General features: G+C 60.4%; 31 protein-coding genes, 1 tRNA gene and 1 pseudogene. 16 read left to right on the top strand and 17 right to left on the bottom strand.

What is annotated here, in order from left to right:
* Nucleotides 1-2 precede the first annotated feature (2 nt).
* The 9 genes from HF916_RS36190 to HF916_RS36150 are packed head-to-tail and all read right to left on the bottom strand — an operon-like array spanning nucleotide 3 to nucleotide 3,856.
* Nucleotides 3-239, bottom strand: a complete 237-nt coding sequence (locus tag HF916_RS36190; RefSeq protein ID WP_168793580.1) for a hypothetical protein — start codon at nucleotides 237-239, stop codon at nucleotides 3-5.
* Nucleotides 240-265: 26 nt separating this feature from the next.
* On the bottom strand, nucleotides 266-850 hold the full coding sequence (locus tag HF916_RS51155) for a hypothetical protein (RefSeq protein ID WP_240975821.1): 585 nt from the start codon (nucleotides 848-850) through the stop codon (nucleotides 266-268).
* Complete coding sequence (locus tag HF916_RS36180) at nucleotides 850-1,074, bottom strand: hypothetical protein (protein ID WP_168793579.1); 225 nt, start codon at nucleotides 1,072-1,074, stop codon at nucleotides 850-852. The genes HF916_RS51155 and HF916_RS36180 overlap by 1 nt, the downstream gene beginning before the upstream one ends.
* Nucleotides 1,071-2,261, bottom strand: a complete 1,191-nt coding sequence (locus tag HF916_RS36175) for a hypothetical protein (RefSeq protein WP_168793578.1) — start codon at nucleotides 2,259-2,261, stop codon at nucleotides 1,071-1,073. Before HF916_RS36175 ends, HF916_RS36180 begins: the two co-directional genes overlap by 4 nt.
* On the bottom strand, nucleotides 2,258-2,788 hold the full coding sequence (locus HF916_RS36170) for a hypothetical protein (protein ID WP_168793577.1): 531 nt from the start codon (nucleotides 2,786-2,788) through the stop codon (nucleotides 2,258-2,260). The genes HF916_RS36175 and HF916_RS36170 overlap by 4 nt, the downstream gene beginning before the upstream one ends.
* A 34-nt stretch (nucleotides 2,789-2,822) precedes the next feature.
* Entirely contained in the window at nucleotides 2,823-3,101 is a 279-nt protein-coding gene (locus HF916_RS36165; protein WP_168793576.1) for a helix-turn-helix domain-containing protein, read from the bottom strand.
* Nucleotide 3,102: 1 nt separating this feature from the next.
* Nucleotides 3,103-3,258 (bottom strand): hypothetical protein, encoded by a 156-nt coding sequence (locus HF916_RS36160; protein ID WP_168793575.1) that lies wholly within the window; start codon nucleotides 3,256-3,258, stop codon nucleotides 3,103-3,105.
* Nucleotides 3,259-3,269: 11 nt separating this feature from the next.
* A complete protein-coding gene (locus tag HF916_RS36155; RefSeq protein ID WP_168793574.1) occupies nucleotides 3,270-3,458 on the bottom strand; it encodes a hypothetical protein in 189 nt (62 codons plus the stop codon).
* Nucleotides 3,455-3,856: a hypothetical protein gene (locus HF916_RS36150; RefSeq protein WP_168793573.1), complete on the bottom strand. Its 402-nt coding sequence runs from the start codon at nucleotides 3,854-3,856 to the stop codon at nucleotides 3,455-3,457. The genes HF916_RS36155 and HF916_RS36150 overlap by 4 nt, the downstream gene beginning before the upstream one ends.
* Nucleotides 3,857-4,046: 190 nt before the next feature.
* Here HF916_RS36150 and HF916_RS36145 point away from each other — a divergent pair, with 190 nt between their 5' ends.
* Together HF916_RS36145 and HF916_RS36140 are read left to right on the top strand one after the other, a co-directional pair.
* Nucleotides 4,047-4,331, top strand: coding sequence for a hypothetical protein (locus HF916_RS36145; protein ID WP_168793572.1), 285 nt, complete (start codon nucleotides 4,047-4,049; stop codon nucleotides 4,329-4,331).
* A 61-nt stretch (nucleotides 4,332-4,392) separates the two neighbouring features.
* Nucleotides 4,393-4,572, top strand: coding sequence for a hypothetical protein (locus tag HF916_RS36140; protein ID WP_168793571.1), 180 nt, complete (start codon nucleotides 4,393-4,395; stop codon nucleotides 4,570-4,572).
* A 91-nt stretch (nucleotides 4,573-4,663) separates the two neighbouring features.
* Here HF916_RS36140 and HF916_RS36135 read toward each other — a convergent pair whose 3' ends face one another.
* A complete protein-coding gene (locus tag HF916_RS36135) occupies nucleotides 4,664-4,930 on the bottom strand; it encodes a transcriptional regulator (protein ID WP_168793570.1) in 267 nt (88 codons plus the stop codon).
* Between the two features lie 75 nt (nucleotides 4,931-5,005).
* On the opposite strand from HF916_RS36135, the gene HF916_RS36130 reads away from it, so the two are divergent.
* Nucleotides 5,006-5,614, top strand: a complete 609-nt coding sequence (locus HF916_RS36130) for a hypothetical protein (RefSeq protein ID WP_168793569.1) — start codon at nucleotides 5,006-5,008, stop codon at nucleotides 5,612-5,614.
* A gap of 517 nt (nucleotides 5,615-6,131) precedes the next feature.
* On the opposite strand, the gene HF916_RS36125 is transcribed toward HF916_RS36130, so the two are convergent.
* Nucleotides 6,132-6,383, bottom strand: a complete 252-nt coding sequence (locus tag HF916_RS36125) for a hypothetical protein (RefSeq protein ID WP_168793568.1) — start codon at nucleotides 6,381-6,383, stop codon at nucleotides 6,132-6,134.
* Between the two features lie 98 nt (nucleotides 6,384-6,481).
* On the opposite strand from HF916_RS36125, the gene HF916_RS36120 reads away from it, so the two are divergent.
* From HF916_RS36120 to HF916_RS36090, 8 genes and pseudogenes are all read left to right on the top strand, one after another.
* Entirely contained in the window at nucleotides 6,482-6,682 is a 201-nt protein-coding gene (locus HF916_RS36120; RefSeq protein WP_168793567.1) for a hypothetical protein, read from the top strand.
* Between the two features lie 8 nt (nucleotides 6,683-6,690).
* Entirely contained in the window at nucleotides 6,691-6,960 is a 270-nt protein-coding gene (locus tag HF916_RS36115) for a hypothetical protein (RefSeq protein WP_168793566.1), read from the top strand.
* A gap of 4 nt (nucleotides 6,961-6,964) precedes the next feature.
* Nucleotides 6,965-7,702, top strand: a complete 738-nt coding sequence (locus HF916_RS36110; RefSeq protein ID WP_168793565.1) for a hypothetical protein — start codon at nucleotides 6,965-6,967, stop codon at nucleotides 7,700-7,702.
* A gap of 53 nt (nucleotides 7,703-7,755) precedes the next feature.
* A complete protein-coding gene (locus HF916_RS36105; RefSeq protein ID WP_206002041.1) occupies nucleotides 7,756-8,433 on the top strand; it encodes a hypothetical protein in 678 nt (225 codons plus the stop codon).
* Nucleotides 8,434-8,678: 245 nt separating this feature from the next.
* Nucleotides 8,679-9,107, top strand: coding sequence for a hypothetical protein (locus tag HF916_RS36100; RefSeq protein WP_168793564.1), 429 nt, complete (start codon nucleotides 8,679-8,681; stop codon nucleotides 9,105-9,107).
* Nucleotides 9,108-9,124: 17 nt separating this feature from the next.
* Nucleotides 9,125-9,373, top strand: a pseudogene (locus HF916_RS52155) (ParB/Srx family N-terminal domain-containing protein); the annotation flags it as partial.
* Between the two features lie 201 nt (nucleotides 9,374-9,574).
* Nucleotides 9,575-11,074, top strand: coding sequence for a hypothetical protein (locus HF916_RS36095; protein WP_240975819.1), 1,500 nt, complete (start codon nucleotides 9,575-9,577; stop codon nucleotides 11,072-11,074).
* 142 nt (nucleotides 11,075-11,216) lie between these two features.
* Nucleotides 11,217-11,537 carry a hypothetical protein gene (locus tag HF916_RS36090; protein ID WP_168792180.1) on the top strand — a complete coding sequence of 107 codons (321 nt, stop codon included), beginning with the start codon at nucleotides 11,217-11,219 and terminating at the stop codon, nucleotides 11,535-11,537.
* Between the two features lie 131 nt (nucleotides 11,538-11,668).
* On the opposite strand, the gene HF916_RS36085 is transcribed toward HF916_RS36090, so the two are convergent.
* Nucleotides 11,669-12,400, bottom strand: coding sequence for a hypothetical protein (locus HF916_RS36085; protein WP_168793562.1), 732 nt, complete (start codon nucleotides 12,398-12,400; stop codon nucleotides 11,669-11,671).
* Between the two features lie 55 nt (nucleotides 12,401-12,455).
* Between HF916_RS36085 and HF916_RS36080 the strand changes: the two genes are divergently transcribed.
* The gene (locus HF916_RS36080) at nucleotides 12,456-12,746 is read left to right on the top strand and encodes a DUF4031 domain-containing protein (protein WP_240975818.1); all 291 of its coding nucleotides are present in this window, start codon (nucleotides 12,456-12,458) and stop codon (nucleotides 12,744-12,746) included.
* 25 nt (nucleotides 12,747-12,771) lie between these two features.
* On the opposite strand, the gene HF916_RS36075 is transcribed toward HF916_RS36080, so the two are convergent.
* Nucleotides 12,772-13,485 carry a hypothetical protein gene (locus HF916_RS36075; RefSeq protein WP_168793560.1) on the bottom strand — a complete coding sequence of 238 codons (714 nt, stop codon included), beginning with the start codon at nucleotides 13,483-13,485 and terminating at the stop codon, nucleotides 12,772-12,774.
* Nucleotides 13,486-13,521: 36 nt separating this feature from the next.
* Nucleotides 13,522-14,115 carry a hypothetical protein gene (locus tag HF916_RS36070; RefSeq protein WP_168793559.1) on the bottom strand — a complete coding sequence of 198 codons (594 nt, stop codon included), beginning with the start codon at nucleotides 14,113-14,115 and terminating at the stop codon, nucleotides 13,522-13,524.
* A 32-nt stretch (nucleotides 14,116-14,147) separates the two neighbouring features.
* On the opposite strand from HF916_RS36070, the gene HF916_RS36065 reads away from it, so the two are divergent.
* The gene (locus tag HF916_RS36065) at nucleotides 14,148-15,101 is read left to right on the top strand and encodes a phage Gp37/Gp68 family protein (protein WP_168793558.1); all 954 of its coding nucleotides are present in this window, start codon (nucleotides 14,148-14,150) and stop codon (nucleotides 15,099-15,101) included.
* A gap of 14 nt (nucleotides 15,102-15,115) precedes the next feature.
* On the opposite strand, the gene HF916_RS36060 is transcribed toward HF916_RS36065, so the two are convergent.
* Nucleotides 15,116-15,376 carry a hypothetical protein gene (locus HF916_RS36060; RefSeq protein ID WP_168793557.1) on the bottom strand — a complete coding sequence of 87 codons (261 nt, stop codon included), beginning with the start codon at nucleotides 15,374-15,376 and terminating at the stop codon, nucleotides 15,116-15,118.
* Nucleotides 15,377-15,410: 34 nt separating this feature from the next.
* Between HF916_RS36060 and HF916_RS49990 the strand changes: the two genes are divergently transcribed.
* The 3 genes from HF916_RS49990 (at nucleotide 15,411) to HF916_RS36045 (ending at nucleotide 17,451) form a co-directional block, all read left to right on the top strand.
* Nucleotides 15,411-15,815: an ASCH domain-containing protein gene (locus HF916_RS49990; protein WP_206002040.1), complete on the top strand. Its 405-nt coding sequence runs from the start codon at nucleotides 15,411-15,413 to the stop codon at nucleotides 15,813-15,815.
* Nucleotides 15,816-16,037: 222 nt separating this feature from the next.
* Complete coding sequence (locus tag HF916_RS36050) at nucleotides 16,038-16,265, top strand: DUF4224 domain-containing protein (RefSeq protein WP_168793556.1); 228 nt, start codon at nucleotides 16,038-16,040, stop codon at nucleotides 16,263-16,265.
* Nucleotides 16,266-16,323: 58 nt separating this feature from the next.
* Nucleotides 16,324-17,451, top strand: a complete 1,128-nt coding sequence (locus HF916_RS36045; protein WP_168793555.1) for a hypothetical protein — start codon at nucleotides 16,324-16,326, stop codon at nucleotides 17,449-17,451.
* 44 nt (nucleotides 17,452-17,495) lie between these two features.
* Here the strand turns inward: HF916_RS36045 and HF916_RS36040 are convergent, their stop codons facing one another.
* Nucleotides 17,496-18,314: a hypothetical protein gene (locus tag HF916_RS36040; protein WP_168793554.1), complete on the bottom strand. Its 819-nt coding sequence runs from the start codon at nucleotides 18,312-18,314 to the stop codon at nucleotides 17,496-17,498.
* A gap of 93 nt (nucleotides 18,315-18,407) precedes the next feature.
* Nucleotides 18,408-18,483, bottom strand: a tRNA-His gene (locus HF916_RS36035).
* Nucleotides 18,484-18,561: the final 78 nt, after the last annotated feature.

Genomic DNA, 18,561 nt, shown 5'->3' with positions numbered 1-18,561 from the left:
CGTCAGGCCGGCGTGAAGTCGACGTAGTACTCGGCGCCCAGCTCGAACTGGCTACCGGTCTCAGCATTGACTACCCCAAGCGAGATGTCGCCGCACGGTGTGGCTGTGAAAAAGGAGTCATTCTCGGGCGAGCCGCTCACCACCGGGATCAACTTCACCGTGTGAATGTGTCCTTTCTTAACGTCCCAATGCCTCTCTTTAGTGATGGACTTGACTTGGAATTTTGCGCGGACAGTCATGGCGTTGCTCCTGTGGGTGTGGGTAATCACCAGCTGCGGCTGGTGAGGTCTTCAGAGCGCCAGCCGTGTCGGCCCACGCGATGAATGGCGATAAAACGAAACGGGTATTGCGCCGCGGCGATCTTCGTCTTCGCGCGCGCGTCGTCTGTCCAACGGCCTTTCACCTCTCGGAACTCGAGCTGGCCGGCGGCGTTGATGACTGGAAAATCGATGGTGATGAACGTGTTGTCTGCGAGACGCAGCTTGATCGCCTCGAAGCGGTAGAACAGGATCTCGCCGGCGTGCAGTTGCGGCTTCAGTACCTCGAACTCGTATGCGGCCTCGGTCTTGTTCATGCGGCCGCGCGGAAGACGGCCCAGCTGTTGCATGCGTTCGATCGGACTGGCGTCAGCGCGGACAGTCGATTCGCGGATCACAAATGCCGGGCCCGGAAGGGGTTTCAGGCGGCCCGTCAGTTGCGCGATAGTTGGGTCGAGGGGTTCGACGAACGGATCAACGTATGCTGACCTAAGGCGCGCGGCCGCCTCAGCGACGGTTGATGCAATGCGCGACGTGCCAATGCGGCCGTCGACGATCGCGCTCTCAGGGAAACGGACGGTGCCCTTGCTCATCAGAACGGAATCTCCTTCTCGTCGACGTAGGTCGTGCGAACCATGTTGTCCACGCGCCGCCCGGCGATCGGCTCGAGCACGACGAACAATTGGCCCGGGTGAGCGCGCGCGAGTCGCTCTGCTTCGGTGACGGCGCTCTGCTTGCTCGCATGGCGGTACCGCGGCGGCGCGCTGCCGGTCGGCGACCAGACGAGCCAGAATGCGTTTTCGGTCTGCGCGCTCATGAGGCGTAGTCGTCCACAGGCATGAGCGCATCACCGAACGTCGTGCGCGCGAATTGGCAAAGGGCGATGGAATTGAAGCGCTGCGCGTCCGCCAGCACGAATTCGATTGCCCGGTGCTCGCGCGACGCCTTCGCAACCAGCACCCGGTACGCACGCCAGTCCTCGTCGGCCTTTCGTTCGCGCATGGAGAGTTCGGCGGCGCGTGCCTCCACGCCAAGCTGCGTGCGGTACCAGTCGTCCGGTTCTGTTGCCGGGCTTGCCGTGCCTGCAGACGGCGGCGCGATCGCTTGATCGACGAACGTTGCAACGAACCCCACGTACGCCGGCCGCTCGTCACCGTCGCGTTTGCGCGCCGCCACCGCCAGCGCGTGCGCCTCTCGCAGCTGCTGGGCCGTCACGCCCTTGCCGCCCCACGTCAGCACGTGGGCGCGATCGCGGCTCCGGTCGATCACAAGCTCTTTGCCACGGGCATGCTCCAGTGCGATCAGCAACGCGGTGAGCTCGAGCTCGGTGTTTGGTTTTTCGCTTTCAGAAGTTGCAGCAGCAGCGGCAGCCGAGTTGTCCACAGCATCGCTCCCGCGCGTTGCTGCTGCTGTAGTCTCTGCTGTAGTCACACCATCGTTAACGACCTGGGAACTTCCCTCCCCCCGGACAGGGTTTTGCCCGCTCGGCGGAGAAGGGTTTCCCGTGTTCGCGGGTTGGACTTCGTCCAGTTCGCGAGATGGACTTTCACCATTTCCCGGATTGGACTTTTCCAATTCCCCGAAATGGACTTTTCCCATTTCGGGAGATGGACTTTCACCAGATGGTGGTGACGGTTCTTTCGACTTCGAAACGCGCGGCTTACGCGCCTTTTTGGCGCTCGGTCCGGACGCCAGCAATTGTTCGAGCGCATCCTCGTCGACGCGAAAATAAATCTTGTGCTCGATGCGCTTCTCGGTCTCAATCAGCACGCCCTTTGAGCGCAACGCAGCGCGCGCCGAGCGCTGCTCTTCGTAGGACAGGCCAGTCTCGTTCTCGAGCTCGGCCGACGTCTTGTGGACGCCCAGCTCACTTGTTGCCTTGTCCTGCCAATAGAAGATCTGACAGAAGAACACGGTTGCATTCACACCGCCCAGATAGCGCGCCAAATATGGGTAATACGCGATCGGGCGCCCGAGCTCACGCAGTAAGTCTGCGACCCTCATGCGACACCTTCCCTTACAAACTTCGCCATCCGGCCTTCAGCGTGGATGCGTTGGTCCCAATAGCGGTAGTACAAGTTGCGAAGCCACGTGCCCATCACCACCAGCGGCACCTTCTCGCGCCCGAGCACGTGCGGGGCGCGTGCGACGACGATCTCAAGCCCGTCAGGTCTCGTCGGTCCCTCCCATGCTGCGTATTGCGGCGGCCGCGGTCGCACATGCCAGATGCCGGCGTGCTCGGGCACAAAAGCGGGAATGCCGAGATCGATCGGCACGACGTAAATGAAACGCGTGACCCATGCAGGCATTCCAACCCACTTAGGTTTGCCGAGATCCGCTCGCCAGTCCGCTCGCGAGACCTTCACTTCGAGCTCGGTGCCGTAACCGGCTCGCGTGACCATCATGAAGTCGGCGCGATATTCGCCGATCTTGCCGCCGAGGCCATAGCGGATCGCGGCCTCGGGGATGAGCGTGTTGGCGCGGTGGTCGACGTGCCGCCGGATCGCCGCCTCGACGAGGCCAGCGTTCATTGGCCGTCGCGCAGCAGCGCGTTGCTTATTGAACTCAGGCATCGCGACGCGCCACATCGATTCGGAAGTACGTCCTGCGTCCTTCGCGGAACTGCATGACGAGACCCATCTCCTCGAGCAGCTTGATCTGGCGACGAACACCGCTGTCCGACATGCGGCATTTGACTGCCAGCTCGGGCACCGACACCGCGCATTCGCCTGTGCTTTGCGTGCTCAGATGCGCCAGACGAAGCAACACGAGCAGGCCGTGACCGGACAATGCGGCGCTCGATCCGTCGATATCCCAAGTGAGATTGGTGAGGTGATGGGACACGTCAGTTGCTCCAGAGAACTGCCGTGGCCATGAGTGCGACGACGAACGTGACGCCGAACGGCACGCGACTGCGCGCGAGTGCCGGCACGAATGCGACCGCGATACCTGCGAACGCAAAGGCGCGCAGCGCCGCTGTGGAAATCAGATGGACATCCATGAATGCACCGGTCAATGACGAAGATTCTGTGATTCCCAAAGGCGTGTAATCCCGAGCATCTGGAACGCTTCCTGTAACGCAGGTTCGCGTTGCACCATTCTCAGCAGCTCGGCCTTCACCCCTTCCTCGTTGTCCCCTGCTCTGGCGCTCGCAGTACGCAACGCCTCTTGTGTTCGCCTCTTGGCTTCGCCTTCCTTCACCGGGCGTGCTCCACAGCAAAGAACTCCTCGACTAGCCGCACTGCCATGTCGCGCGCGAGCCATTGACCGATCGCGCAATTGCCGAGCTGCTGCTGCACGATGCCGACCTTGTCGGCCGGCAACTGGCGACGCTTGCGCCCTTTCTCGTCGCGCTCGGCGGCTTGGAAGTACTCGGAGACATGCTGCTGTGTGAGATCGCACACGGACGCGAGATAGGTCTCGGTCATGCCAGGGTGCTGGCGATATTTCCAGGCGAGCACGCATGCATCGCGGAAGGTTTGGCAGCTGTCGATCAGGTCGCGCGGAAGAAACCGCAACCGCGGCTCTTCGTAGTGCGGGTCGGCGCCAGGCGCGCCGCCCGCCGCACGTTTGGGATCTTCGCGATAGAGAAATGTCATCGTTACACCTCTTGATACACCGGTCGGCCGGCGTCGAAAATTTTTTGCATGGACACCATGCAAATCCCCGAAAACTTACTCGCCGCCGGGCGCTTGCTTCAGCGGCTCACGACAGAATTGGTGAGGGTTCACACCCCGTTTAGAATCGGTGGCTTCCACACGCACCGCTTCACAACAAAGGGAAACCCTCATGACCGCTTCGACCAACGAATCGCCTCGAGAAGACGAGCCGCCAAAAGACGCAACAATGCTTGTTTTAATGGCGCTGATTCGAGCACTTCACGAGCAGGGCACTCTCCCCGCGCAAGCGGTCGCGAACGTGCTGGATCGTCGCGCAGTGAATGCCGCGCTTCGAGGCTCGACCTCAAACGAAACAATCGTTCGAGAAACCGCGGTCGCGGTTCAGAAGTTCGCGGACCTGGTCGAGAGGCAGACTCCGTTCGGGACAGCGAGTCGACATCCGACTGCAGAGTAGTTAAGCCGCGATCCGCGATTGGTAGTGGCCCTTCAATGAACACGGGGCGTAGGCCAATCTCGTGGAAGTGCTTGACTTCTCGTTCGCGCTGCGCGAGCAGCTCTTTCCATTCATCGCCAGTGTGGCCATCCGCGATGAACTGGGTTTCGAACGTTTCGAGGCCCGCTTGCATCCGCAGGCGGGTCGCTATCCGATCGCGAAACCGCACGATTTCCGACTCGTGCGGACGAATCCACGGTAGCCATGCACCCATCTCAGGAAGCGGCGCTCGCTCGGAACGCTTGCGGATCTGCCCGCGCACGGGCACCAACATCGATCGGATACGCCGCATGTCAGACGCCCTCCTCGTGCGGCGATTGCTCAGCCAGTTCGAGCTCGGGCCAGTACTCGGCCCAGTCATCGGGACGCAATTCCTTCCGTGTGACCTCGCCGTGGGTGAGCCGCTCTACGGCCACGCAGCGACTGGGGGGTACGGGACGCTCGCCGTTCACCCATTGCTGGACGGTAGGCGGTTTAACGCCGATCGCTCGTGCAAGCGCGGCATTGCCGCCCAAAATCTTGCTGGCCCGCAGGACAGCCTCGGAAGAGGATTCGCTCATGAGGCAAATTATATGGCATTGCCTCATCTTTGCAAGGCATTGCCGCATGACGGCTTCTACGGGTCAAATTAGGCAATGCTTACTGGCCCTGAACTCGGCGCAGCCATCGCGCGCGCCATCGAACGAAAACACGTCACGAAAAAGGCGTTTGCGGACGCTATGGGCGTCAAACCGGCGTCTGTGCAGGACTGGATTAAATACGGGCGCATCGCGAAAAACCGCATTGCCGATTTGATCGAATACTTTAGCGACGTCGCAGATCCAAAATATTGGGGCCTCGAGTACGTCGCGATGGCGACTGGCGGAGGAAAGACAAGCACCTTCGTCAACCTGATGAAGAACCCTCAATACGTTGAGTTGAGTCGATTCGCGCACGGAAAGATGGGTGATTCGCCCTTCTCGAACGCCGTTGCGATGATCGCGCGCGCTGCAATGGAGGCCGACGCCGCCGGCGTTCCTACAGAGAAGCTTCTCGCCATACACACAATCCTTTCGTCCTTACGTGACGCACAGAAAGCCATTTCAGGCGCTTCTCAGCGAATTGAAGAATCTGTAGCGGTTGCAGAATTGCCCTCGGACAAAGAAGTCGAGGACGCCCTCGCGGATCTCGGACTCGCACCCGACCGGGGGAACGCAAAGAATGGACGATCGACAAGCCGGGGACGCCACCCCAAGAGTGGTTAACCTCGCCTCCTACCGCCGTGCAGCGCGCAGAGCAGAATTGCGCGCACACAGAGCACGGCGCAAATGCATCACCACATCCCTTCACATCGATATCTATCAAGACGGCCGGATTGAATCTCAGCCGCTCGTGGCAAATCCGACGCAAGCAATCAGTCTCCTAAAGCTCGTGCTTGCCGTCTCAAACCACCTCGTAGAAGTGCACTCGGGACGCGCTGGGTAACGCCCGCCACTCATCTTTCCCCTTGGCCTCAAACCGTCGCCATATGGCGATGAGGCAGTCTTGCGCAAAAAATATGGCATTGCCTCTTTACAAGAGATATGGCATTGCCTAATATTCGCTCCAACAGGTCGTAGTCAACGGAGCAAGCGATGGCCCACCAACAGTCAGTTAGCAACAGAACCCGCAGCCGCGCCGCCGATGCATTGCGCTTCGTAGCAGCGCGGGTATCTAGAGCACTGTGTGTAATTGCCGACTGTGTCGAGGGGCCGGGGGAAGTCGGTCGCCGGCACCGCGCTTCTAGGAAAGCAGCTTTAGAAGCCTTGTTAGCGCAGCTTTCCGACTGTCCTGTCGCGGACTACGCGGCAGCATCTCGACCACGCGCGGGAAGCCGGGCTCACGAGGCGGCGGCTCCGTTTTCGCAATCTCGTCCAGTTCACTCTGGAGCGCCTGACGAGCAACGCTCGCCACATCGGCCGACTCCGCCAGTGCAGCCTTCAACGCAATCTCCAGCGCCTCAACGCGAAGTTTGAGTTCGGTTGTTTCGTCCATGGGTGATTCCTTCTGAAAGTGGTCAATGAAATGCCGTTTGCGAGTTCGGCACTCTCATTATCACGCGAAGGAATTGCCCGCCAACATGCGGAGCAGTGATGGCCCATCAACAGTCAGCAACACCCACCGGCAACACCCGGCGCGGCGCGCGCGCTGTGAAGTCGGCTTTTCGGATCGTCCGGAACATCCTCGCCGTGCTCGGCGTGCTCTTCGTCTACCTGCTCTACACCGGATATATGCAGTACCAGGACCGTGAGGCCGCTAGACATTCCGCGTGCTCGTTCACTCGGTGCCTGTGAGAACGGCCATGCGACCGACTCCCACCCGTCTCCCCGATGACTTGCTCGCGCCGGCATGCCGCACGCTCGGCGTCGAGGGTGAGCCCGATGAAGCGCTCCTCTCGCCTGCCGTGCGCGCCGCCGTTCAGGCTGCCGTGCGCGCCCAGCTCCATCCGAACCCGAAAGCACGTCGCAGCTCGCAGCCGCGCAGCCAGCTCGGCGACCAGACATCGCTCGGGTTCGACGATCAATGCGTCGACATCAAACGGCGCGCCGCCAACGACATCGATGAGGACTGACACGATGAACACACTCGGCTATGTGGGGTCCGCCCTCGTCGCTTTCGGCTCCGTTGCCTGGACGCTCACGAGCGCCGCCAGTCGCTTCGACCGCACCTTCGACACTGATTTCAACCCACCCGCCCCCGCGAACGATGACCGGGCTCTTCCTGAGGCGCGGTCGCGTCGTGCCTCCGGTTTAGGAAGCGCTATGAGCATGCTTCTTCGTAAGGGTGCGCCAGCGGTACCGGTGCGACTGCGCGCCATGCCGCCCGCGGCTGATGCGCCGTCACTGGACCTCGCCGCCTGCCATTACTACAAGCGGTGCGCCATCTGCGGCGAAGCGCTCGGTCAGTACAAGGCATTCATCCTGCGGCCCACCGCAGCGGTCAATCGCCTGAGCGGTTCTGCGCCGGCGCATCAGGACTGCGCGAAATATAAAGCTGCCGGTCTCTCGAGCCACCGCGGTGCCGGCGTCGTAATGGTCTGGGTGACGCGTAGCTATGAGGTGCTGCCGGGCGCCGACGTCGTTCAGCTGCGCATCGGCGACGCTGAACAAGTCTTCTGGTACCGCGACAATCGCTGCGCGACGCGCGACGAAGTGCGCGAGAGCTTCGAAAGCGCGCTGCCCGCTCTATATAGGACCGCGCACGCGGCGAGCGAACAGGCCGTGCTCGAGCTCGAGCTCGACACCATGGTCGCACGTGCAACGCGCTTCTTCCCGCGCCACAGCACCGCCGCGCTCGTGGAGCACCTGTCGTGAAGAGCGTCGACCACCCCAACATGTTCCCGCGTGCGGCAGGGCCGGCGGACACCGTGGAAGCAGTCACCGACGCCGACGTCGGTGGGATTGCGCACGAAGGCGCCGCGCCAACGGGCCCATGGGCTAATCCGCTCAGCCGGCTTCACAAAGCGACGCCGGTCGGAGCTCCTGAGATGAAGCGCGTCACGCGCGCCGAAGAGGTAATCGCATATCTGCGCGAGCACGGTCCGTCGCCGGCGGGCGATCTGTGCAAGGCACTCGGCATTACCTCAAAGGGAGGAATTATGCCCTTCATAACCGCAGCTCTTCGGGAAGGACGGATCGTTCGCGACGGCGGGAAGTACTGCATTGGCATCGAGGTCGCCGCGAAGCCAAACGTCGCAGCGAAGGGGCCACCGGTCGCGGTCAGCCACTTCGAAGCCGCTTCGGCAATCGTCGCGATGCGCAAGCCGCGCGCGCCGAAGTTGGTCGATGCGGCACCAGCACCGGCACCAGCACCAGCACCAGCACCAGCACCAGCACCAGCACCAGCACCAGCACCAGCACCAGCACCAGCAAGTGAGCCTGCGCCGGTGCTCGCGCGCAAGCCCGAGTTCGTGGTCTTCGTCGGCGACGTGCGGCTGCTCTGCTGGCCTGACGGCGATATCACCATCCAGACCGAAGCCTGCACGGTCGAGCTGAAGCCTCAACACTTCCGCGCGCTGATGACGCTTGTCGAGCTGCGCAAATGATTTCTCGGTGGTCTCCTCGTCGGTTGTACCCCCCCGGTCGGCGAGCTTTGGGGGCGGCTCTCACAGCGCCCGTTTTTTTCAGGATTCGTCATGCAGCGACGCAGGCAAACACCGACTCTCTGGCAACTGCTCGCGGATCTGCAGGCAAACAGCATTTCGCTTCACGAAGCACATCGACTCGTTCGCGCACATGTGCGCGCCGCCAGGCGTCGGCGCGTGACGCACCACACGAAGGGACTCAAGCCATGAAAACGATCTTCATATTCAACGACTCGCGGCCGAGTGATTATTTTCAGTCGATCGCTGCACTCGGCGAGGACGGGCAGCTCATCGACTCCATCCAGTTCGATGGATGGACGTTGCCGCACGTCGGGTTCGCCATGGGCGTTGAGCATGTGCTGCGCGAGGACGACCTCACTGTCGCTGTCCCCGTTCGCATGACACGCGCCGCCATGCTGCGCCGCTATGACGCCGCGTATAGCGCCGGCAACTGGATCCCGATGTGGCTCGATTCGCCGCAGACCAATGAGGCATGGCGCCGCGCACTGCACCTGATGCGCGAGCGTCTTTCGCAACCGGTACCGCCGGCGTCGCAGTTCAGCGATCGCGGGTTGACCGGCATCCTCGGCGCGATCTTCAACTCGGCAGATGTCACGCCGCACACCACTCATTAACAGGCAACTCAACCGCCATGAAAAAACAGACCGTCGACGGCCGCCTCATTACGGTGCCGCTGAACAAGCTGCATATCTCGCCGCTCAACGCACGCCCGGACGATAAGAGCGATGTAACTGAGCTCGCCGCGCTGCTGGATTCGCAAGGTCAGCTGCAGAACCTGATCGTCATTCCCGAGGACGGCGATCACGGCGCCGTCGGCGGCGGTCGGAGGTACCGCGCATTCAAGCTGCTCGAGCAACAGGGCAAAGTGCCGGCCGATCACCCCGTGTTCTGCCTGCTCACGAGTCCCGAGCACGCGCTGGCCGCGAGTGTCGCCGAGAACAGTGCCCGCGAACCGATGCATCCGGCGGACGAGTTTTATGCGTTCAAGGTGCTTTCCGAGGAAGGCACGCCGGTCGAAGATATCGCCGCGCAATTCGGAGTGACGCCTCTCGTTGTGCGCCGGCGTCTCGCGCTTTCGGATGTGGCGCCCGAGCTCATCGAGATCTACCGTAAGGGTGAAATGACGCTCGACGCCCTGCAGGCGTTCACGCTGACCACAGATCGCAAGCTGCAGTTGAAGGTATGGAAGGGTACGCAATATCCCTACCAGCGCAGCGGCAGCAGCCTGCGCGACGCGCTGATGGCGGGCAAGCTGCAGGTGAGCGGCGAGCGAGTGGCCAAGTTCGTCGGCGTCGACGCATACGAAGCCGCCGGCGGCCGCGTGGTGCGGGATCTTTTCGGCACCGAAAATAGCAGCTACGTCGAAGACATGACGCTCATGAATACGCTCGCAGCGGGCAAGCTGCAGGCCGTGGCCGACCAGCTCAAAGCCGAGGGCTGGTCGTTCGTGAAAGTGGTACCGGAAATGGGATATAGCGTCACCAGCGCTTACGGTCGGAGCAAACCGAAGGTGCGCGAACTCACTGCCGCGGAGCGGACCGAGATCGCATCGCTTGAAGAGATCGCCAACGCGGCCAATGAAGCTCAGAACGCCGACACTGAAGATCAGATCACTGACGGCGAGATAGACGAGCTTGAGCACAAAGCAGAGCGAGCCGTCGACCTGATCAACAAGATCAAGGAATCGCTCGAAACCTACAGCGATCGACAGATGAAAGCCTCTGGGGTCGTGCTGGGGCTCAACCATCAAGGCATGCTGGAAATTCACCGCGGCATGATTGACCCGAAGGTGGCGGCCGAGAAAGAGAAGGCGAAGGTCAAGGCCGAACGCGAGAAGCGCGTCGCCGCCGGCGAAGCGGTGGAAGACGAGAAGCCCGCGTATAGCGAAGTACTGCTGCGCAAGCTCACAGCGAACCGGTCGGCCGCCATGTCCGCACACCTTCTCGAAGCACCGCGCGTGGCGCTCGATCTGCTGTGCTCGACGCTGCTCGCAAGGGTGCTCCATACCGGCTATTTCGGATCCGGCGGCCTCTCTATCGCGCCGACCGAGCAGCTCACGAATCTCACGTCCAGCGCTGACGACATGGAAGAAAGCAAGGCGTGGGCAGCGCTAACCGAGCGGCGCACGCAGCTGCTGGACGAACTGCCAGAGGATCCGAACGCCATTTTCGACTACGTGGCTTCGCGCAGCGTGGTCGACGTGGTCGAGCTGCTCGCGTTCTGCACGGCGGCCTGCATCAACACCACCACCAGCAACGATCACGCGCGGCCGCTCGAGCACGTTGAGCAAACGATCGGTCTGAACATGGCCGACTGGTGGCAACCGACGCGCAAGTCCTTTCTCGGCCAGGTGGCCAAGCCGGTAATCATCGAAGCGCTCGAAGAGGTTGGCATCGCCGAGATCGCGATCAAGCAGGCCGACAAGCTGAAAAAGGCCGAGCTCGCACAGAAGGCCGAAGAGCTGCTCGCCGATTCCGGCTGGCTCCCTTCTCTCTTGCGCGCAAAGACGCCGCCGGCGAAGAAGGCGCAGGTCAAGATCCCGGCCGAGAAGATCCCCGCCGTGAAAAAGACCCTCCTGTGAAAACCGTCGCGCCAATTCCGGTGAAGAACGTGCCGGCGGCTAAGAAGACAGCACGCAAGGTCGCAGCCAAGCAACAGGAACCGCATGCAGCGCTGCCGTTGGAAGCTGCATGGCCCTTCCCCACCACCGGGAGGCCCTGACCATGTCCAGCATTCTCGAACAGGCCCGCGCCGCCGGACTCACGGTGCTTCTCAACGCCCGCATTGGTCGCGAGGAATACCACAGCGTGTCCGGATCCGTCGCGGCCCTACAGCGGTTCGCCGATGCCTATACGAACGAACCGATCGTACTCGGCGGCATCGCTGAGCGTCTGCTAATCCGCGCCGCTCTCCAGATCGACGACGCGGACGCACACCTCATGCGCGCCGCCGCGCGCGCGATCGCGCAACTGTATTACACGAATCTCGCACAAGAAGCCGCCGCAATTGCGTCGACCACTGAATCAAGTAGTGCGGCGCGCTGACCCTCTCATCAGCGCGGCGTGTGTTTGGCAGGGCCTCGGCCCGGTCCCTTTGAGGATACCGACGTCACATGTGCATTCTAGAACTCAGCAAACCCGGGCAGCGAAGGGGCTTTGAGATATTGCCGCGTCAGTTATGTCCAGCTCGACGCATCATAGGCAACGCTCCCACACTCGTGCAGCAGGGGTATCAATATTTCCTTAGCGAATCGAACATGCTTGCCAAGGTTCGAAAGCGCCATTTCGAGTTGCGAGTCACATGCGCCAATTCGCGTGGAGTCTTTGCTGTTGAGCGCGTCGTAAAGGGCGATCAATGCACCGTTCACCGAGCCCGCGTGGGCGGCGCTGCCGGTGAGAAGCAGCGAAAGTGTATGCAATCGAATTGCAAAGTTCCCCTTGATCGGTGCGAGCAACACAAGATCTTCCAACGTGACCGCCAGGGCGAGGTCGGCGATACGCTCTATGTTGCTATGTTCGCTACTTCCGTCGAACAGAGCTTTCATACGGTCCTCTGCCCAAACTTCCACGAAATTGAGCTTGATGTGAAGTTCACTCAGGGACCCGACGTAACGGAGCGCGGTCATTCTTGCACGGACATAGTCCTTTTGTTGCTCTTTGCGGTCAACCTGCTTCGCGAGGAACAGAGAAACAACGACGGCTCCAACAGTGGCAATTCCGGCAACCCACGTCCCCCAAGCTGCAAAGGCATTCCAGTCCCATCCTTGATGATGTTCCACCCCGAGCAGAATTTTGCATGCCCAAATAAAGAACAGGACGGATATCGAGACCAGCGCGAACGCGCCAGCCCAATCGACAACGTTTATCTTTCGCATTTGATATCCCGTTTTTTCGAGAAATCCTAGCATGGCCGTCTACGTCGACGACATGCTCGCAAGGTTCGGCCGAATGGTGATGTGTCACATGCTCGCCGACACCGACGACGAGCTCCACGCAATGGCCGAACGAATCGGCGTCGCCGGGCGCTGGCACCAGGCGCCCCCGCGTCACGATAGCCATTACGACATTGCGCTCAGCAAACGCGCCGCCGCGGTCGCGGCCGGCGCTGTCGAAATTACATGGCGCCAATGTGGTGCCATGGCGATGCGCCGTCGCGTCACTGGTGAGCTGGGCTCGCACTCGGATGCGATGGACTGGCAGGCGAAGTTTCTCGCTGCGCGCCGCGACGCATCTTTGCAAGGAAAGATCGAATGAGCGGTAATACCATGACTAGTCACGCTTATGGGGTAGCGTCTGGCGCACCGGCGTCTAGGTATTTGTCTTTGCCCGTCAACTCCGCGCTGACCGCAAGAAGCTCGGTAAGTGACTTTTCGAGCAGTTGCATTCCGTCATTCAATTGCAACTCCCAAGTTTCAAACACGGATTCAAGTCGACGTCCACTGACGGCGAATGGGCGCGCTACTCGAGCCTTCAGCGCTATATCCGCTGCAACGGTATTAATTAGAGCCATTGCGCGGGCCAATCTAAAGGCCGCTGCGCGTGGGAGCGGCGTCAGCGCAGCTAAATCATTTGGGGGAATCGTCCAATCCATCGGCCGGCAGAGCTCAGCGGCAGTTTGGCAGCGCATCCCCTTGGTAACTCCATCCGCGTCGCCGAAAAGCGCTTCTCTCGTTTTGACGGCCGCGTCCATCACCACGGCCAAACGTGGGGTCAAGTACGCTCCAACGATTTTCGCCTTTGCGAGGGAATCATTCCGTCTGATCACTTCTTGGGTTATCCCAAACCCAAGGGCAACGACAACGGCTCCGCATGTTCCAACTGCCGAAAGAACGTCCACCCAGTCTTTTGTCGTATGCCTGAAGGGTGCGAACGGCCAAATTAACATCGCACCTAGTCCGATCAAGATGCCATATCCGATAAGCGCGACGCACTGCTGCGTATCTCTCATGATCGACCCGATAATAATTTTCAGGATCGTAGTATGAGCGATCACTGCAAAATCGAGCGGATGGAAGATTCGCCTCCATACCTAATCTGGGTCTCCGCCGGCAACCCGCGCTCCGACTTGTCGAACCTGCTCCATGAGCTTATCGGGTGCCCGAATCCATTTACTCTGCTGAGGATTCCACCATTCGATGTTAGGGGGCGTCTGCGGGCTACCAAAGTAATCAGCAATGTCCTCAACATGCGCCCTCATCGCGCGAAGCACGGTGCGACGGTACTCGCTGAACTCTGTTTTTTCAGCCTGGGCGATCGCTGCAAGGGCTTCCCGCTGCGCACTGACGTCCAATTGGACCGGTTGTCTCGGATTGAACTGAGTAAGGAGGCGCAGCGTGTCGCGCAGGATCTTGTACGCGATTCGTTCAATCTCGTACATCTGCTGTTTTGCCCGTTCAAGCCGTTGCGCGGCAGCTTCTTTGTCACTTTGCCTTCGTTGGCTCAAAGGGAAGTAGATAGCAACCCCAAGAGCAACGATGGTGCCGATTGCCTGTACCCAAGTGGCCCATTCGGACGGCGACCCCGGAATATGCGTGAAAGCTGCGGCCAAAACAATGCCGAGTACGAACCCGCCAATTGCGATAGCCGTCTCTCGAAACTGCTTCGAATCGTTACTTTCTTCCATTGTTCGCCCCGTGTTTTGGGAGGAATCGTAGCATGAGTCAAAACAGCAAAATCGAATGGACCGATCACACCTTCAACCCGTGGGAAGGATGCCAGAAAGTAAGCCCCGGCTGTGACCACTGCTATGCCGAGGCTCGTAACGCGCGCTTCGCTGGCGGTACCGCAATCAATTGGGGGCCCGGCGCGCCGCGGCGCCGCACGTCAAAGGCTAACTGGCGTAAGCCGCTTCAGTGGAACGCGAATCACGCGGCCTTCTTCGCCGAGCACGGCCGGCGCCAGCGGGTCTTCTGCGCGTCGCTCGCCGACGTGTTCGACAATGCGGTCGACCCGGCGTGGCGCATCGATCTGCAGGACCTTATCGAGCTGACGCCACACCTCAATTGGCTACTGCTGACGAAGCGCATCGGCAATGCCATGCACATGTTGAAGTCCCACGACTGGTGCGCCGGGCGCGACAACGTCTGGCTCGGCGCGACGGTGGTCAATCAAGAAGAGGGCGATCGCGATATCCCGAAGCTGCTTGCGACCCCCGCGCGGGTGAAGTTTCTGAGCCTCGAACCGCTGCTCGGTCCGGTCGACGTCAGCGAGTATTTGACGCCAAGTTTTCCCTATTGCCACGGATTCGTGCAGGGCGAGCACATGGAGCAAGACTACTGCGGAAGGTGCGCAGGTTACAAAAGTGATCCCATTCACCGTTTCGGCATGCGCGACTCAATCGATTGGGTGATCGTCGGCGGCGAAAGCGGTCCGGCAGCGCGCCCGATGCATCCGCAATGGGCGCGATCGCTGCGCGACCAGTGCGCATCGGCCCGAGTGCCGTTCCTGTTCAAGCAGAACGGCGAGTGGCTATCGGTCAGCGAGGTCGCCGGCGCCGGTGTGCATCACCAATTTGAAGATGGCAGCACCATCCGTCGTGTTGGCAAGCGCGCCGCCGGCCGCACGCTCGACGGGCGCACGCATGACGAATTTCCGGGAGGTACGGTGTGAAGCGAATCTCTCCGTCACCCGTTATTGACGAAATCACCGCCGTGGGCGATCCCCTCGATCACTTCCCTGCCATATTGAATCAGGATTCGACACGCCTCTTCGGCGGTGTTCGCGGGTTTGGTCCAGTTCGGAGTGACGAGCGTCTCTGTGACCTGAGAACCGTTCGTTCTATCAGTGATCACTATCCATCCGGTGAAGCTAGCTTGCCCGGGGGTATTCGGCACGTTCGCATGGATCTCGATGCCGGGCCTGTATTCGGAAAGCTGGCTAGTCACGGTCGTCTCCTTGGCGATTTAGGGGAATCCTAGCATGAAGGCACTTTCTATCCGCCAGCCATGGGCGTGGCTGATCGTCAAGGGTCACAAAGACATCGAGAACCGCACGTGGTCGACGCGCTTTCGCGGCCGCGTGCTGATCCATGCCGGCGCGCGGCTGTGGTGCTTAGGCACGACGAAGGATGGCTCGCTCTGCGCGGCTATCGGGGTCGCCCCAGCACTGAGGCAAGTACCGCCTTCCTCCACTCATGGTCGGGAGGCTTGCGCTCAGGGAATTGCTGGACAGGATCGCTCGACTCGCAGGTCCACCAAAGGCCGGCCGGTAATCCATCGGATGTGTTTTGCTTCATCCAGCAACCGCATGAACTACATCGATAAAGCATGTAGCGGGTTATCGGCTCTTTGGGCGTACCAAAAACACCCGACCCGGAGCACTTGAGTTTTTCGTGTGGGGGGACTGTTGACGCTCTTCCGATCAACGTCTTGCAAGCAAGGCACTGTTCCATTTCGCCCTCCCACTCGAATACAACCGACGTATGCAATAAGCATAGGTCATTCAGATAGGGTCGAAGCAGAACTGATCGCAAAACGTCAATACTGATTAAGCCAAAACAGCAGCACAACGAGTTCTAGAAACCACGCGCAAACACTGGGGTGTGAATTGAGCGACTACCTATCAGCGCACGAACTGGCCGACCTAGTCGGCTGCAAACCGAACCAGCGCGCCGCCATGGCACATTGGCTCACTGATAACCACTGGCGATTCGTCGTCGACAAGAATGGCTTGCCGAAAGTCGCGCGCGAGTATCGCGACCGTAAGCTCGGCCTCTCCACAGACACGAAGTCAACAAAATACGATGCCGGCCCGAACCTCCAAGCCTTCGCGTGAGAAGCACGTCGCGACGAACGAATCTACGGGCATTGATCGCCTGTACAAGCGGTATGGCGTGCGCAAAATCTCCTTCTGGTACAAGTACCCGGACGGCCGCAGCGAGACGCTGACGTCGGCGAAGCTCGGCGATCGGGCGGAAATCATCGCAGCCGAGCGCAGCGCGAAGCGCAAGGCACTCGACATTCAGGCAGGCCAAATCCTCTCGGGTTCGGTCGCCGACATGATCGACCGCTTCAAAACGGACATTGCGCCGACGCACTTTCGCGACCAGTCGAAAGAAGGGTTGGCGGTGCGCGCAGGTGCATGCGACCGCCTAACGAAGTTTTTCGGGCGCATGGACCCGAAGAAGCTCGAAACCTTCCACGGTTATCAATACCTCGACCAGCGCGCGAAGGCCGGCGCGCCGATCGGCGCGAACAAAGACATGGCCCTGATGCAGACCATCTGCAATTACGCCGTTCGCTGGGGCGTCATCAAGCAGAACCCGTTCGTCGGCATGATGCAGAACCAGGCGGAGAAGGACGTGCGCGTCGTCGAGCGTTCGCAAGTCGTCCGGTTTTACCTGTGGGCGCTTCGGCAAGATCAGGCATACCGGACGATGGGACTCGCCGCGATGTTCTGTTACCTGACCGGCTTTCGCGCCGCGGAGATCCGGCCGTTCCACATGTCGGGCCTGACGGATGCCGGCGTGCGGGTCACGAACGCGAAGCGCAAAAAGGGCGAAGCGGAAGTGCAGAAGCTTCGGTACTGGTCGACGCGCTTGCGCGTGGTCGTCGAGCGCGCGAAACGCGATCGCAAGGTGCAGAGCCTATTCCTGTTTCCGAATCGCCGCGGCCAGCCGTATTCAAAGAGTGGTTGGGGATCGGTGTGGCAGGACGCCATGTATGCGTACATCGGCGCATTCGAGCCGGCGATCGCCAAAGAGTTTGAGGAGAAGAAGAAGCGCGAGGTCGCGCAACGCATCGCGAAGCGCCGCGATAACCCGATCGACAACAGTGTCGAGCTGCAACTGACGAACCATCCCGCGTATTTTTCGATGCTCGACATTCGCCCCACGGCGATCACTGCGAAGCTAGAAAACCGGGATGACGATGCTTACGACTTCGCTGCGCACGCGAGTCCGAGCACGACGCATCGCCACTACGACCGACGCAAAGCAAAAGCCGCGCGAGCGACGGAGTGACTTTCAACCGCAGCCCCACCGCGCCCGAAACGACGGTGAGTGCCTTATACCTCACGAATCGCGCAGAATTCGGTGAGGGCGGCGCTGCGCGGAAACTCCGGCCTTATGGGGTTTTTGTCGAGAGAACGCCATACGGCCCGCACTTCATTTTGGGCGCCATATGATCCGGGGTCTTTCACAAACGCTGCGGACATATCAGGAGAGTAAGACTCCCAAGTCTGATTGCGCGGGGTATACGTGACCTCTCTGAACCCGAGGAATTCAACTGGCCGCACTGCATTCAGTGCGCGCGTCAATTCGTCAAAGAAAGTTCCAGCAGCGCGGATCTCAACGCATGCCTCAGCGCCTTCTAAAGACTGCTCGACGTCAGCGGAAAACTCAGTAGAGCAACACCAAACAAAAACGTCCGGATGCTCGAGCACGCGCCGGAATTGGATGTTTTGGACAGAGGCATCACCCTCGATTCCGAAAAATCGCATCGCCGCCCCTTCTTTCGTTCCGGGCGGGAAGTAGTGAGGCTCGCCGCCAATTTGGCGACTCACCTGCAGCAATCCTTCTTCCGGATCCGCGACGCCGGCGCCAAGTTCTATGCGTCTGAAGTCGTACAGCGTGCCCACCCGGGTAGAGCCGTCTCGCACAAGATCCTCGGCATATTGGCGCGGGAGATACTTGTATAGCGTCACGCCGCGGTCCATCGACACGATAGGCCGAAACTCCGCGTCTAATGCATCGGCCGCCGTGGGCCGATAAATCAGGGTTGTACCGGACTCTCCGAGCAAACGAATCCGACCGGAAACCGAGTTGCCTCGCGATCCTGCGAGTATTTTTTTTGCAGCCGCGCGCCGTGTTCTCCTACCGCCCATCGGAGTCTCCGTTCCGAAAACAAAAAAGCCGTTCCGATTTTCATAATCCGGAACGGCTCTTAATGCTTAACTGCTTGATACTGCTGAATTCTTTGGGGTGGCTGATGGGGCTCGAACCCACGACAACAGGAATCACAATCCTGGACTCTACCAACTGAGCTACAGCCACCACTGACATCTGCCTGACTTGCCGTAAAACTTGGCTCGTCAATGAAGAAACGAGATTATACGAACAAGAATCCCGCTT

The sequence above is a fragment of the Paraburkholderia aromaticivorans genome, from assembly GCF_012689525.1.
Taxonomy (GTDB): domain Bacteria; phylum Pseudomonadota; class Gammaproteobacteria; order Burkholderiales; family Burkholderiaceae; genus Paraburkholderia; species Paraburkholderia aromaticivorans_A.
The sequence above is the reverse complement of the archived record's forward strand: the minus strand, read 5'-3'. Positions and strand labels throughout refer to the sequence as shown.

Bases quoted from the DNA above. Each gene is read 5' to 3' on its own strand.
- HF916_RS36190 (WP_168793580.1), bottom strand. From the start codon at position 239: ATGACTGTCCGCGCAAAATTCCAAGTCAAGTCCATCACTAAAGAGAGG.
- HF916_RS51155 (WP_240975821.1), bottom strand. From the start codon at position 850: ATGAGCAAGGGCACCGTCCGTTTCCCTGAGAGCGCGATCGTCGACGGC.
- HF916_RS36180 (WP_168793579.1), bottom strand. From the start codon at position 1,074: ATGAGCGCGCAGACCGAAAACGCATTCTGGCTCGTCTGGTCGCCGACC.
- HF916_RS36175 (WP_168793578.1), bottom strand. From the start codon at position 2,261: ATGAGGGTCGCAGACTTACTGCGTGAGCTCGGGCGCCCGATCGCGTAT.
- HF916_RS36170 (WP_168793577.1), bottom strand. From the start codon at position 2,788: ATGAACGCTGGCCTCGTCGAGGCGGCGATCCGGCGGCACGTCGACCAC.
- HF916_RS36160 (WP_168793575.1), bottom strand. From the start codon at position 3,258: ATGGATGTCCATCTGATTTCCACAGCGGCGCTGCGCGCCTTTGCGTTC.
- HF916_RS36150 (WP_168793573.1), bottom strand. From the start codon at position 3,856: ATGACATTTCTCTATCGCGAAGATCCCAAACGTGCGGCGGGCGGCGCG.
- HF916_RS36145 (WP_168793572.1), top strand. From the start codon at position 4,047: ATGACCGCTTCGACCAACGAATCGCCTCGAGAAGACGAGCCGCCAAAA.
- HF916_RS36135 (WP_168793570.1), bottom strand. From the start codon at position 4,930: ATGAGCGAATCCTCTTCCGAGGCTGTCCTGCGGGCCAGCAAGATTTTG.
- HF916_RS36130 (WP_168793569.1), top strand. From the start codon at position 5,006: ATGCTTACTGGCCCTGAACTCGGCGCAGCCATCGCGCGCGCCATCGAA.
- HF916_RS36125 (WP_168793568.1), bottom strand. From the start codon at position 6,383: ATGGACGAAACAACCGAACTCAAACTTCGCGTTGAGGCGCTGGAGATT.
- HF916_RS36120 (WP_168793567.1), top strand. From the start codon at position 6,482: ATGGCCCATCAACAGTCAGCAACACCCACCGGCAACACCCGGCGCGGC.
- HF916_RS36115 (WP_168793566.1), top strand. From the start codon at position 6,691: ATGCGACCGACTCCCACCCGTCTCCCCGATGACTTGCTCGCGCCGGCA.
- HF916_RS36110 (WP_168793565.1), top strand. From the start codon at position 6,965: ATGAACACACTCGGCTATGTGGGGTCCGCCCTCGTCGCTTTCGGCTCC.
- HF916_RS36100 (WP_168793564.1), top strand. From the start codon at position 8,679: ATGAAAACGATCTTCATATTCAACGACTCGCGGCCGAGTGATTATTTT.
- HF916_RS36090 (WP_168792180.1), top strand. From the start codon at position 11,217: ATGTCCAGCATTCTCGAACAGGCCCGCGCCGCCGGACTCACGGTGCTT.
- HF916_RS36085 (WP_168793562.1), bottom strand. From the start codon at position 12,400: ATGCTAGGATTTCTCGAAAAAACGGGATATCAAATGCGAAAGATAAAC.
- HF916_RS36080 (WP_240975818.1), top strand. From the start codon at position 12,456: ATGCTCGCCGACACCGACGACGAGCTCCACGCAATGGCCGAACGAATC.
- HF916_RS36070 (WP_168793559.1), bottom strand. From the start codon at position 14,115: ATGGAAGAAAGTAACGATTCGAAGCAGTTTCGAGAGACGGCTATCGCA.
- HF916_RS36065 (WP_168793558.1), top strand. From the start codon at position 14,148: ATGAGTCAAAACAGCAAAATCGAATGGACCGATCACACCTTCAACCCG.
- HF916_RS49990 (WP_206002040.1), top strand. From the start codon at position 15,411: ATGAAGGCACTTTCTATCCGCCAGCCATGGGCGTGGCTGATCGTCAAG.
- HF916_RS36040 (WP_168793554.1), bottom strand. From the start codon at position 18,314: ATGGGCGGTAGGAGAACACGGCGCGCGGCTGCAAAAAAAATACTCGCA.